General features: G+C 37.7%; 21 protein-coding genes. All 21 read left to right on the top strand.

What is annotated here, in order from left to right; all coding sequences use genetic code 11:
- The coding region (locus UGRO018_RS11165; protein ID WP_416326565.1) for a hypothetical protein at positions 1-406 on the top strand (406 nt) is incomplete at its 5' end.
- A gap of 351 nt (positions 407-757) precedes the next feature.
- Positions 758-1540, top strand: coding sequence for a putative RNA methyltransferase (locus tag UGRO018_RS11160; RefSeq protein ID WP_416326564.1), 783 nt, complete (start codon positions 758-760; stop codon positions 1538-1540).
- Between the two features lie 11 nt (positions 1541-1551).
- The gene (locus tag UGRO018_RS11155; protein ID WP_416326563.1) at positions 1552-1923 is read left to right on the top strand and encodes a nuclear transport factor 2 family protein; all 372 of its coding nucleotides are present in this window, start codon (positions 1552-1554) and stop codon (positions 1921-1923) included.
- 66 nt (positions 1924-1989) lie between these two features.
- A complete protein-coding gene (ffh, locus tag UGRO018_RS11150) occupies positions 1990-3396 on the top strand; it encodes a signal recognition particle protein (RefSeq protein WP_416326562.1) in 1407 nt (468 codons plus the stop codon).
- Between the two features lie 154 nt (positions 3397-3550).
- Complete coding sequence (rpsP, locus tag UGRO018_RS11145; protein WP_416326561.1) at positions 3551-3823, top strand: 30S ribosomal protein S16; 273 nt, start codon at positions 3551-3553, stop codon at positions 3821-3823.
- Between the two features lie 2 nt (positions 3824-3825).
- Positions 3826-4074, top strand: coding sequence for a KH domain-containing protein (locus tag UGRO018_RS11140; protein ID WP_416326560.1), 249 nt, complete (start codon positions 3826-3828; stop codon positions 4072-4074).
- A 33-nt stretch (positions 4075-4107) separates the two neighbouring features.
- Complete coding sequence (gene rimM, locus UGRO018_RS11135) at positions 4108-4605, top strand: ribosome maturation factor RimM (RefSeq protein WP_416326559.1); 498 nt, start codon at positions 4108-4110, stop codon at positions 4603-4605.
- On the top strand, positions 4602-5324 hold the full coding sequence (gene trmD, locus UGRO018_RS11130) for a tRNA (guanosine(37)-N1)-methyltransferase TrmD (RefSeq protein ID WP_416326558.1): 723 nt from the start codon (positions 4602-4604) through the stop codon (positions 5322-5324). Before rimM ends, trmD begins: the two co-directional genes overlap by 4 nt.
- Positions 5325-5400: 76 nt before the next feature.
- Entirely contained in the window at positions 5401-5925 is a 525-nt protein-coding gene (locus UGRO018_RS11125; protein ID WP_416326557.1) for a uracil-DNA glycosylase family protein, read from the top strand.
- Positions 5926-6152: 227 nt separating this feature from the next.
- Complete coding sequence (gene rplS / locus UGRO018_RS11120; RefSeq protein ID WP_117452205.1) at positions 6153-6500, top strand: 50S ribosomal protein L19; 348 nt, start codon at positions 6153-6155, stop codon at positions 6498-6500.
- A 68-nt stretch (positions 6501-6568) separates the two neighbouring features.
- The gene (lepB, locus tag UGRO018_RS11115; protein WP_416326556.1) at positions 6569-7165 is read left to right on the top strand and encodes a signal peptidase I; all 597 of its coding nucleotides are present in this window, start codon (positions 6569-6571) and stop codon (positions 7163-7165) included.
- A gap of 5 nt (positions 7166-7170) precedes the next feature.
- The gene (lepB, locus tag UGRO018_RS11110; protein WP_416326555.1) at positions 7171-7782 is read left to right on the top strand and encodes a signal peptidase I; all 612 of its coding nucleotides are present in this window, start codon (positions 7171-7173) and stop codon (positions 7780-7782) included.
- Positions 7757-8626: a ribosome biogenesis GTPase YlqF gene (ylqF, locus tag UGRO018_RS11105; RefSeq protein ID WP_416326554.1), complete on the top strand. Its 870-nt coding sequence runs from the start codon at positions 7757-7759 to the stop codon at positions 8624-8626. Before lepB (UGRO018_RS11110) ends, ylqF begins: the two co-directional genes overlap by 26 nt.
- The gene (locus UGRO018_RS11100) at positions 8616-9239 is read left to right on the top strand and encodes a ribonuclease HII (protein WP_416326553.1); all 624 of its coding nucleotides are present in this window, start codon (positions 8616-8618) and stop codon (positions 9237-9239) included. The genes ylqF and UGRO018_RS11100 overlap by 11 nt, the downstream gene beginning before the upstream one ends.
- A gap of 91 nt (positions 9240-9330) precedes the next feature.
- A complete protein-coding gene (locus UGRO018_RS11095) occupies positions 9331-9708 on the top strand; it encodes a hypothetical protein (RefSeq protein WP_416326552.1) in 378 nt (125 codons plus the stop codon).
- Between the two features lie 4 nt (positions 9709-9712).
- Complete coding sequence (locus tag UGRO018_RS11090) at positions 9713-10150, top strand: NfeD family protein (RefSeq protein WP_463667560.1); 438 nt, start codon at positions 9713-9715, stop codon at positions 10148-10150.
- A gap of 18 nt (positions 10151-10168) precedes the next feature.
- Complete coding sequence (locus tag UGRO018_RS11085; RefSeq protein WP_416326551.1) at positions 10169-11119, top strand: SPFH domain-containing protein; 951 nt, start codon at positions 10169-10171, stop codon at positions 11117-11119.
- A 130-nt stretch (positions 11120-11249) separates the two neighbouring features.
- Entirely contained in the window at positions 11250-11978 is a 729-nt protein-coding gene (dprA, locus tag UGRO018_RS11080; protein WP_416326550.1) for a DNA-processing protein DprA, read from the top strand.
- A gap of 71 nt (positions 11979-12049) precedes the next feature.
- Positions 12050-14266, top strand: a complete 2217-nt coding sequence (gene topA / locus UGRO018_RS11075; RefSeq protein ID WP_416326549.1) for a type I DNA topoisomerase — start codon at positions 12050-12052, stop codon at positions 14264-14266.
- Positions 14266-15564 (top strand): methylenetetrahydrofolate--tRNA-(uracil(54)-C(5))-methyltransferase (FADH(2)-oxidizing) TrmFO, encoded by a 1299-nt coding sequence (gene trmFO / locus UGRO018_RS11070; protein WP_416326548.1) that lies wholly within the window; start codon positions 14266-14268, stop codon positions 15562-15564. Before topA ends, trmFO begins: the two co-directional genes overlap by 1 nt.
- Entirely contained in the window at positions 15564-16484 is a 921-nt protein-coding gene (xerA, locus tag UGRO018_RS11065; protein WP_416326547.1) for a site-specific tyrosine recombinase/integron integrase, read from the top strand. The genes trmFO and xerA overlap by 1 nt, the downstream gene beginning before the upstream one ends.
- Positions 16485-16642: the final 158 nt, after the last annotated feature.

Genomic DNA, 16642 nt, shown 5'->3' with positions numbered 1-16642 from the left:
AGCAGCAGTTCATGAGGCAAGAGCATTATTGAAAGCAAGTATCGAAAGTAATAGACTTCATCAGAAAAAAGTGGAGAAAAAGATAAAGCGTATCACGAACCGTATGAAGAACAATGAAAAGAAACTTCAGAAGATAGATAAACAATTACAGATGTTTATAGAAAAGAGCCATCATAAGAAGACAACGAAAGCAGATTATCTTGAAGAAGTACAGGTATGGAAACCAAAGAAGAAACAGTTGAAAAATGAACAGAAGATGCTGTTGTTTCGCCTTCATCGAGAAGAATACCGCTTATCAGGCTTGAAAAAGCGAGTAAAACAGTGTTGCTTTGGTGGAAGAAAACAGATGAAACAAAGAACGACAATGCCATATGAAGACTGGAAGAGAGAATACCGGAAGAACTGAAATGTTATGGAAAGAGTAATGTAAAGAGAATCACCCAGTGGAAGAAGATTGCCAAAGAGGCATAAGTTAACAAATGCAATCTGATATGTGATGATATACACTGGACGATGTATACATGGCGTACAGAATGAAATTGCAAAATGAAATAAAAAAAGCATCGTAATGAAAGAAAGACGCATAGCTCTATGATGTGATTACAACATGGAGAAGGTCTATCAAACAAAACGATGTTACTGAGGGAGCGAGGAATCTACTCAGGTGTGGAGACTTTGTTTTCACATGATCCATTTATGGGTCATTTTCTTGTTTTTTTAAGTATGGTATAATAAACAAAGAAAGAGAGAGAAGAATATGCTAGAATGTCCAAAATGTAAACATACGTTAGTGAAAAGGGAACATCGTTATCAATGTGATCAAAATCATAGCTTTGACATCGCAAAAAGAGGTTATGTAAATCTATTGCTAGGAAATCATAAAACGACTGGGGATGATAAAGAAATGGTAAAGGCCAGAACAACTTTTTTGAATCATGGCTATTATCATATGTTACAACAAAGATTGATAAAGCTTTTAACAAAGCATTCCATTCAGGTACTTGTGGATGCTGGGTGTGGACAAGGATACTATACCAATGCCATTCATGAGGCATGTCATTGTGAAACCTTTGGTTTTGATTTATCTAAATATGCAGTAGATGAAGCGTCAAAAGCACATAATGGTGCATTTTATGGGGTATGCAATATATTTCATATGCCACTATCTGATGAATGTGCAGATGCACTTGTTTCTGTTTTTGCACCTATTGATATTCGTGAAAATGCAAGAGTCTTAAAACAAAAGGGGATATTTTTAAAGGTGGCACCGGGACCTAAACACCTTATCGACATGAAGAAGGTCTTATATCAAGATGTTTATGAAAATGAAATAGAAACCGGATATGACGGCTTTGAATTGATTACTGAGGAACTGTTAGAGGATGAAATCCTTCTTCAGGATCAAGCAGATATCAAGGCTTTGTTTCAAATGACGCCATATTATTGGCGAACACCAAAAGAAAGTGTAGATAAATTATTTCGTATGGAACGATTACAGACCATGATTCAATTTCATATCACATGCTATCGAAAGCTTTGAAAGGATTCATTATGAATAGGAAAGAAAAAATTGAGTTGTATTTTAAGAGTTGGTTGCAAAAGAAGGATGAATGCTTTGATGATATATTTTCAAAAGAGATTACTTATTATGAATGCTATGGTCCTTTTTATCATGGATTAGAAACTTTACATAAATGGTTTCAAGATTGGCAACGATTTGGATCAGTCTTGGAATGGGAAATTCGTGATTATATCGAATCCGGAAATCAAGCAGTTGTGACTTGGTACTTTCATAGTGTGTATGAAGGGGAAGAGGATGCGTTTGATGGTGTGAGTATCATCCGTTTTGATGAAAACGAACATATCATTGAATTAAAAGAGTATCAATCAACGCTTCCACATACTGAAATTCAGTTAAAATAGCCTTTGAGAAAAGAAAGTGCTATGGTATAATAAACAAGAAATGTATGAGAAAGGCGGAATTTGCATATGGCATTTGAATCATTAAGTGATCGTTTACAAAAAACGTTTAAAAATATAACAGGAAAAGGAAAACTTAGCGAAAAAAATATGAATGACATGTTACGTGAGGTACGTATGTCATTATTAGAAGCAGACGTAAATTATGGCGTTGTCAAAGATTTTATTGCTAGAGTAAAAGAAAAAGCATTAGGAACCGAGGTCATGACTTCATTGAACCCAGGTCAAATGGTTGTGAAAATCGTTCATGACGAGATCATGGATCTTTTAGGAACGAATGATGCTCCTTTAAATTATAAAACATCTGGTATTACAACAATCATGATGGTTGGTCTACAGGGTACTGGTAAAACTACGGCAAGTGCTAAGATTGCCAATGTTATTAAGAAAAAGCAAAGTAGAAATCCTTTGCTTGTGGCATGTGATGTTATTCGACCTGCAGCAATTGAACAGTTACAGACATTGGGAGAAACCATCGGTATCGAAGTATTCTCTTTGGGTGTAGAGACCAAAGCTTTAGAAACAGCAAAGAGAGCGATGGAATATGCTTTGGAACATGGATATGATACCGTAATATTCGATACTGCCGGGCGTTTGCATATCGATGAAGAATTGATGCAAGAGCTTAGAGATATCAAAGCTTTCGTACACCCTGATGATATTCTTTTAACTGTGGATGCAATGACAGGACAAGATATTGTTAATGTAGCGAACAGTTTTCATGAACAACTAGATGTTACAGGGCTAGTGTTGACGAAATTAGATGGTGATTCTCGTGGTGGTGGAATCTTGTCTGTGCGAGCAATTACCAATGTTCCTGTAAAATTTATTGGTCTAGGTGAAAAGATCGATGATTTAGATGTATTCCATCCAGACCGTATGGCAGATCGTATCTTGGGTATGGGTGACATTCTTTCTTTAGTGGAACAAGCACAAGAAAAAATGGATATCGAAGCCAGTACAAAGAGTGCTAATCGTATGATGAGTGGTCAATTTACATTAACAGATATGTTGGTTCAATATGAGCAGATTGAAAAAATGGGTTCTCTTGGTGGAATGATGAAGCTGATTCCGGGATTCTCACAGATGGCGGGTCAAGTAGATGAAGCCAAAGCGGATAATAAAATGAAAAAAAGCAAAGCTATTATTTTGAGTATGACGCATGAAGAAAGAGAGAATCCTAATATCTTACGAGCAAGTCGTAAGAACCGAATCGCAAAAGGTAGTGGAACAACGGTAGCGGATGTAAATCGTTGTATCAGTGAATACGAAAAGATGAAAACGGTGATGAAACAAATGTCTAGCATGGCAAAAGGCGGTGGTATCCCAGGTATGCCTGGAATGGGAGGCCTAGGTGGCATGAAACAAGCCCATGCGATGAAAAAGGCAATGAAGAAAAATAAGAAACGCAGATAATGATGATAAAGCTTATCCGATCCTATGTTACTCAAGGATAACGAGAGATAAGCTTTTTGTTTAGAAAAAAACAAAGTGTCAAGTAAAAATACTTGACACCACAAAAAACTATGGTATACTAAGACAGGTAATAAGATAAATAGGAGGAAATAACATGGCTGTTAAATTAAGATTAAAAAGAATGGGTTCTAAAAGAAAACCTTTTTACAGAATAGTTGCTGCAGATTCTCGTTCACCTAGAGATGGACGTATCATTGAAACAATCGGTACTTACAATCCAACAACAAACCCTGCAAACGTAACAATCAATGAGGAATTGGCTGTTAAATGGTTGAAAGATGGCGCTCAGCCAACTGATACTGTTCGTAACATCCTTTCTAAACAAGGTGTTATGAAACGTTTGCATGATGAAAAATACGCTAAATAATCATGATTGATTACGAAAAAGTTTTATTGGATCTTGTAAAACCGATGGTGGAAGACAAGACAAATGTGTCTGTTAAGCAGATGGATAGTCTAGATGATAACGAAATTCTATTGTATGTTTACGCAAACAGTGAGGATGTTGCTCGTTTGATCGGGCGTCGTGGAATGATGGCTACCAGCATTCGTCAAATGATGTCAGTTGCTTCTCGTAAGGAAGATAAACGTGTCACCATCAAATTCGAATCTTATTAGGATGCAAATCGCATCCTTTTTTTGGAGGACTATATGAAACAGATAAAAATTGGTGTTTTGGTAAATACACATGGGTTGAAAGGGGAAGTGAAAATCAAGCCGTTGACGGACTTCCCTGATATTCGATTTAAAAAAGGAAATACGATTCATATGCATCATCATGATCAAGACATAGCATTGAGGATCCAATATGTTAGACAACAAAAGGATCTTTTGCTTGTATGCTTTGAAGGGTATGAAGATATCAATGCAGTAGAAGGATGGAAAGGCAATTCTCTTTATATCAATGAAGATCAATTGCATGAACTTGAAGAAGATGAAGTCTATTTCTTTGAATTAATGGATTGTGAGGTCTATGACACCAATGATACAAAACTTGGTGTTGTGAAAGAAGTAATTGAAACAGGTGCGAATGCAGTGCTTCGTGTTTGCGGAGAACGAGAATATCTGATTCCTTATGTGAAAGCATTTATCAAAGCATATGATAAAACCGAGAAAACAATTCATGTAGAGCTGGTGGAGGGATTATGAAAATAACGGTGTTGACCCTATTTCCTGAGTTTTTTGACAGCTTTATTTCAACCTCTATCATCAAACGAGCAATTGATCGCAATCTTGTCAGTTTTGAAACAGTAGATTTTCGTGCATATACGTTAGATAAACATCATCATGTTGATGATACACCATGTGGTGGCGGTCAGGGGATGTTGTTATCCTGTCAGCCAATCGTGGATTGTATCAAAGCGGTTCGCACTGAACGCAGTGTGGTTGTGATGATGTCTCCTCAAGGGAAAACCTTTCAACAACAGACGGCTCATGAATTTGCGCAATTCGAGCATTTGATCCTTTTGTGCGGCCATTATGAAGGCTTTGATGAGAGAATCCGTGATTATGTAGATATAGAAGTAAGCTTGGGCGATTTTGTTTTGACAGGTGGAGAGGCTGCTGCCTTGGTCATCAGTGATGCAATCATTCGTCTGTTGAATGGAGTCATTCTTAGTGAAAGCCATGAAGATGATTCCTTCGAGAACGGATTATTAGAATATCCCCAATATACCAGACCAATCGAATATGATGGAAAACGTGTCCCTGATGTATTGTTAAGCGGACATCATGCTAATATTCGTAAATGGCGATTAAAACAATCGCTACTTCGCACGATGGAGAAGCGCCCTGACTTATTGGAACATCGTACCTTTACAAAAGAAGAAACAAAACTAATGAAGGAAATCATGGAAGAAAAAGCGTGATTTCTTTTTCTATACTGACATAAGATGTCAGCTTTCTTGTGTTATACTAAAGTCATATCTATAAGGAGATGATGATATGGAAGATAACATCGTTGTAGTTTTTGTGAATGAATGTGCACCCATGAATGATCAAGATGATTTTTATGGAAAGGAAGATGGAGAATATGCGAATAGTGTGAAGGCATTATTTAAGGGTACGTCTTTAGAAGGGAAAGAAATGATACAGCTAAAAGAGTTGGGATTTTATTTTACCAATGTATGTAAGAAGCCTAAGTCTGAAACAAACATAACAAAAGAACTACTACAACGATATGCTGATCAATTGGAAGAAGAATTAAAACAATTTCCAAATGTGAAAGTATATATGTTGATGGGAGATACTGCGATTCAAACATATACCTATTTAAACCGAAAACACAAAAAGAAGCGTGTCATACCGGCTGGTTCTACATATAAACTTAGAAAAGATCGCTATATGGATGGTGAAATCAGAGTGTTTCCATCCTACATCATGACAGGAAAGAATCTGAAAATAGAAAAAAGTAAAATAACAATGATAAGAGAAGATATACAAAGAATGTTGAAATATCTTAATTTTTAGAAAATATCTTTTCAATTACTATAGGAAATGATATGATAATGACAAGAAAGTACCCGTAAACTTTCCAAAAAAACAAGCATCTGACGAAATGTAAAAAAATGAAAAAACTGTTTACAAAGGTGCTCTGATTATGCTATTATGATATAGCCTATTGGCACGAGGTTCCGCTGATCATGAATGATGAATGAGCCCAACGTTATATATGATAGAAAAGGAGCGCCGTAATTATGAACATGCAGTTAGTAAATGAAGTAACGAAATCACAATTAAAGAAAGATGTACCTTTCTTTAAACCAGGTAGTACCGTACGTGTACACGTTAAGATCAAAGAGGGTGACAAATCCCGTATCCAGATCTTCGAAGGTTTGGTAATTTCTAAACAGGGTGGAGGAATCGCTGAGAACTTTACAGTTCGTAAGATTTCTAACCAGATTGGTGTTGAGAGAACATTCCCAATCCATTCTCCAATTGTTGAGAAAATTGAAGTAGTACGTAACGGTAAAGTTAGAAGAAATAAATTATTCTACTTACGTGGACGTTCAGGTAAAGCTTCTCGTATCAAAGAAATTCGTTAGTAAAGGAAAAAGTCGGGTATTTGCTCGGCTTTTTCATTAGCTTAATTCGCCTACTGGAGGAATGAAAGATGGCTGGCTCAAAGAACAGGCACACGGAGGAATCCAAAGAGACATTAGGAAAAGTAATTGCGTCTAATTTATTTTCTTTATTGAAAATATTTTTGGTGTGCTTTGTTCTTGTTTATACGGTTGTGAACTTTGGAATCAAACCTGTTCGTGTATATGGAGGAAGCATGTATCCTACCTTAACGGATGGAAGTTTTGCGTTAAGTAATGCATTTCAAGGAAGATTTTTGGATATTGAACGATATGATATCGTTGTAGCTTATGACCCTGCCATCACGAAAACAACTCGAACGTTGATCAAACGTGTGATTGGTTTACCAGGCGAGACGATTTATGCTAAGGATGATGTGATATATATAGATGGAATCCCATTAGATGAGCCATATATTGCGAATGAACATAATAATTTTGCGAAAACAACAAGAGAATTTGAAGGTATTTTTACCAATGATTTTGGGCCGGTCACATTAAAGGAAGATGAATATTTTCTTATGGGAGATAGTCGAAAGCTATCAGATGACTCTCGGCGATTCGGTCCCTTTAAACGTGATTCCATTAAGGCAAGTGGCATTTTTGTGCTGATTGCAGGAAAGCAGTGATAAATATGAAAAAACGAAATCAAACAAAACGAGATAGAACTGACTTGACAATTGATTTATTAGAGTTGCTTCGTGTAGCAGTGATAGCGATTGTCGTTGCCCTTATGTTTTTTATGCTGATTGCAAGAAAAAAAGAAGTTGTAGGAAATAGCATGTATCCTTTACTAGAAGATAAGGAGTCCGTATTTATCAATGTTGCGGCAAGCTATTTGACATCAATAGAGCGTTTTGATGTTGTGGTTGTAGAACATGAGGAAAGTAATGAGTTGTGGGTAAAACGTGTCATCGGTCTTCCGAAAGAGAGCGTTTCTTATCGAGATGGCAAATTATATATCAATGATCAAATGGTTGAAGAACCCTTTTTGGATAAAGAATATCAAACAAAAGATATGAAAGAACTCGGACTTTCTGTTTTTACACAAGATATGGATACGGTAACATTGGGAGAAAATGAATATTTTGTGGTAGGAGATAATCGCAATCATTCCTTAGATAGCAGAAATCCAAGTATAGGAGCATTTCAACGAAGTCAAATCAAAGCAAAAGGAGTGTTGGTTTATGCTCCTTTATCGAAAGTGAGGTATGTATCAGGTGGAACAACAGGAACAGAAAATTAGGATACAATGGTTTCCAGGTCATATGACCAAGGCCAAAAGAGAGATGCAAGAACGCATGAAGATGGTGGATATGGTAATAGAATTAAGAGATGCCAGAATACCGAATGCGAGCAAAAATCCATTGATCGAACAATTATGCGGTCAAAAGCCAAGACTGATCATATTGTCAAAAAAGGACAAAGCTGAAGATGCGGTTACCGCAAAATGGATCAAGGCATTGAGCAATGAAACGACAAGTGTCATCGCCTTGGATATTTTAAAAGAAAATATTACACCAAAGGTAGTGTCAGCGAGCAAGACCTTGATGAAAGCTAAAATCGATCGAATGATCAAGAGAGGGATTCGTCCCAGAGCTATTCGTGCTATGGTCGTAGGTGTTCCCAATGTAGGAAAAAGTACTTTTATCAATCGGATAGCGAAAAAAAAGGTGGCGGTAACAGGGGATCGACCAGGTGTTACACGTTCTCTTCAATGGTCAAAAGTCAATCAAGAATTAGAATTATTGGATACACCTGGGGTGTTATGGCCAAAATTTGAAGATGAAACCGTTGGGGTGTTGCTTGCAATCACAGGAGCTATTCGAGATGAAATTTTACCTTTAGAAGAGATTGCGGCATGGGCAATGCGCTATTTGATTCAAAATAAACCTGAGCTTTTGGTCAAACGGTATGATGTAGCGTTATGCGAAGATCCTTATGTTATGTTGAAACGTGTGGCTATGAAGCGAGGCTTCCTCAAAAATCAGGATGAAATAGATGAAAAGCGAACCATCGAAACGTTTCTAAGAGAAATCAGAGATGAAAAACTAGGCGCTATTAGCTGGGAGGTACCAGATGAAGTGTGAGAATGAATATGAAATTGCATGGTGGCAACAAGGAAAAAAGAAGATCATTGGAATAGATGAAGCAGGAAGAGGACCGATTGCAGGTCCTCTCGTTGTAGCGGCAGTTAGCTTTCCTCCTGGCTTCTCTCATGAGGAAATTTATGATTCTAAAAAAGTAAGTGAAAAGAAACGAAAATTGTTGTTTCGTGAAATCATTGCACTTGCCAGTGAGTATCACATCGCAATCGTAGAACCGGATGTGATCGATTCTTTGAATATCTATCGAGCAACCCAAAAGACGATGGAAGATCTTAGTATGATGTTTCAAGAGGCAGATGGGGTATTGACCGATGCCATGCCACTTCCGGGCAATCCTTTAGAGGTGATTTCTTTGGTAAAAGGAGATCAAAAAAGCGTGAGCATTGCGGCAGCGAGCATTTTAGCAAAAGTAACAAGGGATTGTATCATGCAGGCATATGATAAACAGTTTCCTCAATATGGCTTTGCTAGGCATAAGGGATATCCGACAAAAGCTCATATTGAGGCGATGCATCAATATGGTGTAATAGATAAAATCTATCGAAAAAGTTATGGGCCGGTTGCGGAAATGAATCAATTGGTATTGGATATCTGAAAGAAAATAAGAAAAATAAGAAATTAGCAAAATAATAGTTGCAAATAAATAAGAAAAATAATATAATGAAGCCAAGAAAGGTGGTGGCAGTATGCTAGAATGGGTCAAGGGTAATGTCTATACATTAGTAATTACGTTGTATCCGAGCAATATTACACTAAACAGCAGTGCTGCTTCTTACTTCAAGGATGTAAGATGGTCTATGATTGGCGTCGACAGGGAAACGTTTCAATTGGCAATCAAGCCGGTAACCAAACGAGAGGTTGATTTGAATTTGGTTCCATTGGAACAGCTCCACAAGGTTTCTGTAGGGAAAGGCTATGCACGTATTTCAAATAAAGCAATCATTGAAGAAATATCGTTAATGATCGATGCACCGATTGATGGATTGAAAATTAGCGCAACATTTGATGATGAGGAGAATATGCTGATTGCAGATCTCCATGAGCTTGTTAAGGACAAGGGGTGAAACTATGATGGTCTTAATTTGGATAGGTATCAGTGTTGCGGCAGTTGTGCTGGAGCTGATTACACCTACTGCTTTGATTAGTATTTGGTTTGCCGTTGGCGGTGTCATTGGAATTCTGTTGGCATTATTAGATCTACCGTTATGGCTACAAATTGGGGCATTCGCAATTGTATCTATCGTAAGTATGCTAGTCGTTAGACCGATGGCTTCTCGCTATCTTCGTGGTAATACTGTCGCAACCAACAGTGATCGCTGTATTGGCGAAATTGGCGTGGTTGTGAAACAGATCGGTGAAGATACATGGGGAGAGGTTAAGGTCAATGGGACGATTTGGAGTGCGGTCAGTGTTGATCATGATGTGATAGATGAACATGATAATGTTAAGGTGATCGCTATTGAAGGTGCTAAACTACTTGTTCGTAAAGTAGTTTCACATAAATAAAAGAAAGAAGGGTAATGTATGAATTTATTTACAATTATTGCATTGGTCGTATTAGCATTGGCTTTGATTGGTTTCTTTGCTTATTTGGTACGTATCGTACCTCAAGCTAAGGCATATGTAATTGAGCGTTTGGGAGCATATCATTCTACTTGGAATACCGGAGTGCATTTCTTGATTCCATTTGTGGATCGTGTTGCCAATAAGGTGACTTTAAAGGAAGTTGTAAAAGATTTTGCGCCACAACCTGTTATCACAAAAGATAACGTTACGATGCAGATCGATACTGTTGTATATTTTGCAATTACGGATCCTAAACTTTATACGTATGGGGTTGTCGGACCGATTACAGCAATTGAAAATTTAACAGCAACGACACTACGTAATATTATCGGTGATTTGGAATTAGATGAAACATTAACATCTCGTGATATTATTAATACAAAAATGAGAAGCATCTTGGATGAAGCAACCGATCCATGGGGCATCAAAGTGAATCGTGTGGAAGTCAAAAATATCATTCCACCACGTGATATTCAAGAAGCTATGGAAAAACAGATGCGTGCAGAACGTGAACGTCGTGAATCTATCCTTCGTGCAGAAGGTGATAAACGAAGCAATATCTTAACTGCAGAAGGTGAAAAAGAAGCAATGGTACTTCGTGCTAATGCGAAAAAAGAATCTATGATTGCCGAAGCAGAAGGGCAAGCACAAGCGATGGAGCGTATTTATGAAGCACAGGCTCGTGGTATTGAAATGATCAAAAATGCAAATCCAACAAAAGAATATTTGAGCTTGAAGAGCTTGGAAACTTATGAAAAAATGGCGGATGGTAAGGCAACGAAAATTGTGGTTCCTAGTGAACTGCAAAATATGGCAAGTCTTTTGACCAGTGCCAAAGAAATTTTGATCGATGATGCAGATAAAGGGTTAAAAGACAACATCAAGGATACGATCAACCATAAAAAATAATGGTTATCACAAGCTTTAGAAACATAAAAAAGACGAAAAAACAGGTGTATTTCTAAAATATACTTGTTTTTTTATAAAATTTAGGATTTTCGCCTCTTTTATACGTATAGAATAATAGGAGGTAATGAAAATGAGAGAACAACTTTTGTACTATGCCGTCAAGTATGATGGCAATTATCAAAGAATCAAACGAGCAATCGAAAAAGAGGAGCCTTGGGAGCCAATCACTTATCAAGGGAATTACGTTACCATATTAGATGCCCAATATCCAATGAAATTAAGAAGGCTACAATATGCGCCATGGGTATTGTTTTATGAAGGTAATCTTTCTTTGGCGAAAAATGATGGTTGTGGAATTATCGGGAGTCGGGATACCAGTGTATTTGGTAGAGACATGTGCGTGAAAATCACAAATGAAGTAAAAAAACGGTATACCATTGTTTCAGGATTAGCAAAAGGAGTGGATGGATTGGCACATCGCTATGCATTGGATCGTAATACAATAGCGGTGATCGGTTGCGGTTTGGATATTTGTTATCCCAAAGAAAATGAATGGCTATATCGCCAAATTGCGCAGCATCATCTTTTGATAAGCGAGTATCCCAAAGGGAGTAAGCCATTAGCTTATCACTTTCCATGGCGCAATCGTATTCTTGCAGGATTAAGTGATTGTCTGGTTGTGATTGAAGCCAAAAAAAGAAGTGGAACATTGATTACGGTAAATGAAGCATTGGCACTGGATATTCCTATTTATTGTGTACCACATGACTTTATGAAAAAAGAGGGAGAAGGCTGTAATCTATTGATTTCTCAAGGAGCGAATATTTTGGTGGATGAGGATGATATTCGTGATATTTAAAATAAAATGTTTGACAAATCGGAAATATACGCTAATAATAGGATACGTATATTTTATGCTAGGAGGCTGTAATGAAAAATTTAGTAATTGTGGAATCACCTTCCAAATCTAAAACAATAGAAAAATATCTAGGAGAAGACTTTCATGTCGTATCTTCTAAAGGACATATTCGTGACCTTGCGACAACAGGCAAGGGAGGGCTGGGAATCGATGTGGATCACGATTTTGAGCCAACCTATAAAATCAGTACGGATAAAAAAGCGGTCGTAAAAGAATTAAAAGAACTTGCGAAAAAAAGTGATCAAGTTTATTTGGCAAGTGACCCTGACCGTGAGGGAGAAGCGATTGCATGGCATTTAGCGAATGTCTTGGATCTGGATATGGACCAAGATAATCGTATCATCTTCCATGAAATCACAAAGAATGCTGTTACTGAGGCATTTCAACATCCAAGAAAGATCGATCAGGATCTGGTGAAGTCGCAAGAGGCTCGTCGTATGTTGGATCGTATCATTGGATTTAAACTTAGCAAACTATTACAAAGCAAAATCAAAAGTAAAAGTGCAGGGCGTGTGCAATCCGTTGCTTTGCGTTTGATCGTAGAGCGTGAAAATGAAATCCGAGCATTTAAAAGCGAAGAATATTGGACATTGGCTGCCAATATCGAAAAGGATGGAAAACAATTTCGTGCATCCTTAAATCGTGTGGATGGTAAAAAAGCGGAATTAAAGACACAAGAAGAAGTTGATACGATCATTCAGCGTTGTCAACAGGATTTTGTTGTGCAAAGCATCGAAAAGAAAGTTCGTAAAAAAGAAGCAAAGATGCCATTTATTACATCTACCTTACAACAGGAAGCTAGCACGAAACTTGGTTTTGGTGCTAAAAAGACAATGCAGATCGCACAAAAGTTATATGAAGGTATTGCCTTGGCCGGAGGATCCCCTGAAGGTTTGATTTCTTATATGCGTACCGACTCTACAAGATTATCTGATGTATTCGTGAAGGATGCAGAGGATTATATCGAACAGACGTATGGAAAAGAATATAAGGGAAAGGCACGTCAGAAAAACAGTGAGAATGCTCAGGATGCTCATGAGGCAATTCGTCCGACTAATGTATGGAACACTCCGGATGCAGTGAAGGAATATTTGACAAATGATCAATATAAGCTATACAAATTAATTTATGCGAGAACGCTAGCATCTTTGATGGCGCCAAGTAAATCTGATGTTGTCAATGCACAAATCGTGAGCAATGGTTGTGAATTCAGTGCCAATGGTTCCATTTTGACCTTTGATGGTTATTTAAAGATTTACAACGCTTATGAAACGGTAAAAGATGAAATGTTACCGGCATTAGTAGAACAGGAAATCCTTAAAGATGTTGAATTAGAAGGAAAACAACATTTTACAGAGCCACCACTTCGTTATAGTGAGGCTAGATTGATCAAGGATCTTGAAGAAAAAGGAATCGGAAGACCTAGTACGTATGCAATCATCATCGATACCTTACAAGCTAGAGGCTATGTTTCTTTAGAACGTGCCAGCGAGGGAAGTAAAACTAAGGTGTTCTTCCCAAGTGAACAAGGAGAATTGACAGATACCAAGCTACAAGAATTCTTTAGTGGGATCATCAATGTTTCTTATACTGCCAATATGGAACATCACTTGGATGAAATTGCATCTGGAACAAGAGATAATATTGAAGAAGTGCGAACATTTTATAATGAATTTGAGCCTTTGCTTGAGAATGCATATGAGAATATGGAGAAAAAAGAGCTGGAACGTACCGGAGAGATGTGTCCGGAATGTGGAAGCGAATTGGTGTATCGTGTAGGAAGATATGGTAAATTCATTTCTTGTATCAATTTTCCGACTTGTCGTTATACAAAAGCAGAAAATGAGGAAGAAAATGCCACAGATGAGGTTTGTCCAAAGTGTGGCAGTAAGCTTGTGGCAAAAAAAGGTCGTTATGGTTCTTTCTTGGCTTGTAGTAATTATCCGGAATGTAAATATATCAAGAGCAATAAACCGAAAGAGGAGCCGGTTCCTACAGGCGAAATGTGTCCGGAATGTGGAAATGAGCTGGTTCAAAGAAAATCTCGTTTCGGTACAACTTTTGTAGGGTGTAGCAATTATCCGAAATGTCGCTATATCAAAAAAGATCCGAAAAAAGAAAAGGAAAAAGAAGAAAAGAAAGCAGCAAAGAAAACAGTGAAAAAGACGACCAAAAAGGTTGTGAAGAAAACAGCAAAGAAAGCTGAAGAAAAGAAAGAGGAAGCTTAATGGAAAAGGTAACCATCATCGGCGCTGGCTTGGCAGGTAGTGAAGCTTGTTATCAATTAATCAAACGTGGTATACCGGTGCGCCTTATCGAAATGAGACCAAAGGTTTCTTCTCCTGCACATCGAAGCGATCGATTTGCGGAATTGGTTTGTAGTAATTCTCTTCGTTCGGATTCTTTGAATAATGCCGTTGGTATATTGAAAGAAGAAATGCGTCAATTGGATTCTTTGATCATGCGCTGTGCAGATGAGCATCGTGTACCGGCAGGTAGTGCTTTGGCAGTAGATCGTGATGGCTTTGCTCAAGCGGTGAGTGATACGTTAAAGCAACATCCTTTGGTAGAAGTTGTATATGAAGAAGTTGATCATATCATGGATGGTCCTGTGATCATTGCAAGTGGGCCTTTGACAAGTCAAAAGTTAGCTGCTTCCATTCAAGAGTATACACATGAGGATTATTTTCATTTCTATGATGCCGCTGCACCGATCATTGAAAAAGATAGTATCAATTTTGATAAGGCTTATATCAAATCTAGATATGATAAAGGAGAAGCTGCATATATCAACTGTCCGATGAACAAAGAAGAATTCGAAGCTTTTTATGATGCACTGATCCATGCGCAAACCGCAGAGCTTCATGAATTTGAAAAGGAAACTTATTTTGAAGGTTGTATGCCGTTTGAAGAAATGGCGAGACGGGGTAAGAAAACCTTGCTGTTTGGACCTATGAAGCCGGTTGGTTTAGAATGTCCAGATGGTACGCTACCTTATGCAGTAGTTCAACTGCGTCAAGATAATGCTGTTGCATCTTTGTATAATGTGGTAGGATTTCAGACGCATTTGAAATGGGGAGAACAAAAACGTATTTTATCCATGATTCCGGGATTAGAAAATGTATCGATCGTTCGTTATGGAGTTATGCATCGTAATTCTTATTTATGTGCACCTAAGGTACTACGTCCAACTTATCAGCACATTACAAGAGATGACTTGTTTTTTGCGGGACAGTTAACTGGTGTAGAAGGTTATGTGGAGAGTGCTGCCAGTGGTTTGTTGGCTGGATTGAATATGGCAAATATCATGAAAGGGAAAGCACCTGTGGTGCTACCAGATACTTGTGTGATAGGTTCCATGGCAAATTACATTACGCATGCAAGTGCGTCCTATTTTCAACCGATGAACGCTAATTTCGGTATCATGAGATTAGAAGGAAAGGTAAAGAAAAAGGATCGAAAAGAAGCATTTGCGAAACAAGCATTGGATGTTGTAGCATCTTATAAGGAATCGTTTGTAGAGTAATGGAAGCACAAGATACTTTTGCGATTTATTTGAATCGATTCTTAGATCATGTTTCTTCTATGAATACCGGAAGCGTACATACGTTAGAGGCTTATCGACGAGATATTCTCGAGTTTTATGATTTTTTGAGTAGTGAAAGTATTGATCGTTTGGATGATGTAGATCGCATGGTCGTTATGAATTATGTTGCTGCGTTAAGAATGAAGATGGGGACAAGAGGCACGGTGAAAAATTCAACCATTGCAAGAAAATTGTCCTCTCTTCGTTCTTTTTTTCGTTATCTGAATGACTACATCGGGGTCAAGAGCAATCCTTTTCTTTATTTGAAATCACCAAAGATAGGAAAACGAATTCCGGAATTTTTGTTTCAAGATGAAATGGACGTATTTTTGAATTCCTTGGATCAACAAGATGACGCAACCATTCGTGATCGAGCCATGTTTGAGATGATGTATGCGTGTGGTTTACGTGTAAGTGAATTGATCGCATTACGGCTAGAGGATATTGATATGGTAGATCAAATCGTACACGTCATAGGAAAAGGAAATAAGGAAAGAATCGTTCCGTTTTTTGATGAGGCAGGGATCAGATTACAACTTTATATCACAAAGGTTCGTGATAAGTGGGTGAATCAGGAGCATGGTATCGTGTTTGTGAATCAACGTGGCGCTCCAATGACTTCCAGAGGGGTACAATATCGTATGGAACTTGCGGCAAAAAATAGTGGACTTTCCATTCATATCCACCCTCATATGTTTCGTCATAGTTTCGCAACGCATCTATTGGATCATGGTGCAGATCTAAGGTTTGTACAAGAACTTTTGGGGCATTCTTCTCTTTCAACTACCCAGATTTATGTCCATGTGAGTCAGGAGCGTTTGAAAAAAGCTTACAAGGACGCACATCCAAGGGCAAAATGATAAGAAATTTATGGAAAAGTATTTGAATGTATAAAAAACTATGGTATAATAACCAACGGTGCGAACAAGAAAAGCACCAATACACACATCATGGATTCGCATAGCCCGTGCTTTAGCTGCATTGATCAGTGATGATAAGTTGCTATGGTTTGAAATGA

It is taken from the genome of Hoskinsella mucinilytica (assembly GCF_045223415.1).
Lineage (GTDB): Bacteria > Bacillota_I > Bacilli_A > Erysipelotrichales > Erysipelotrichaceae > Hoskinsella > Hoskinsella mucinilytica.
Note: the sequence above shows the minus strand (reverse complement) of the source record. Positions and strands in the feature narration are given on the sequence as shown.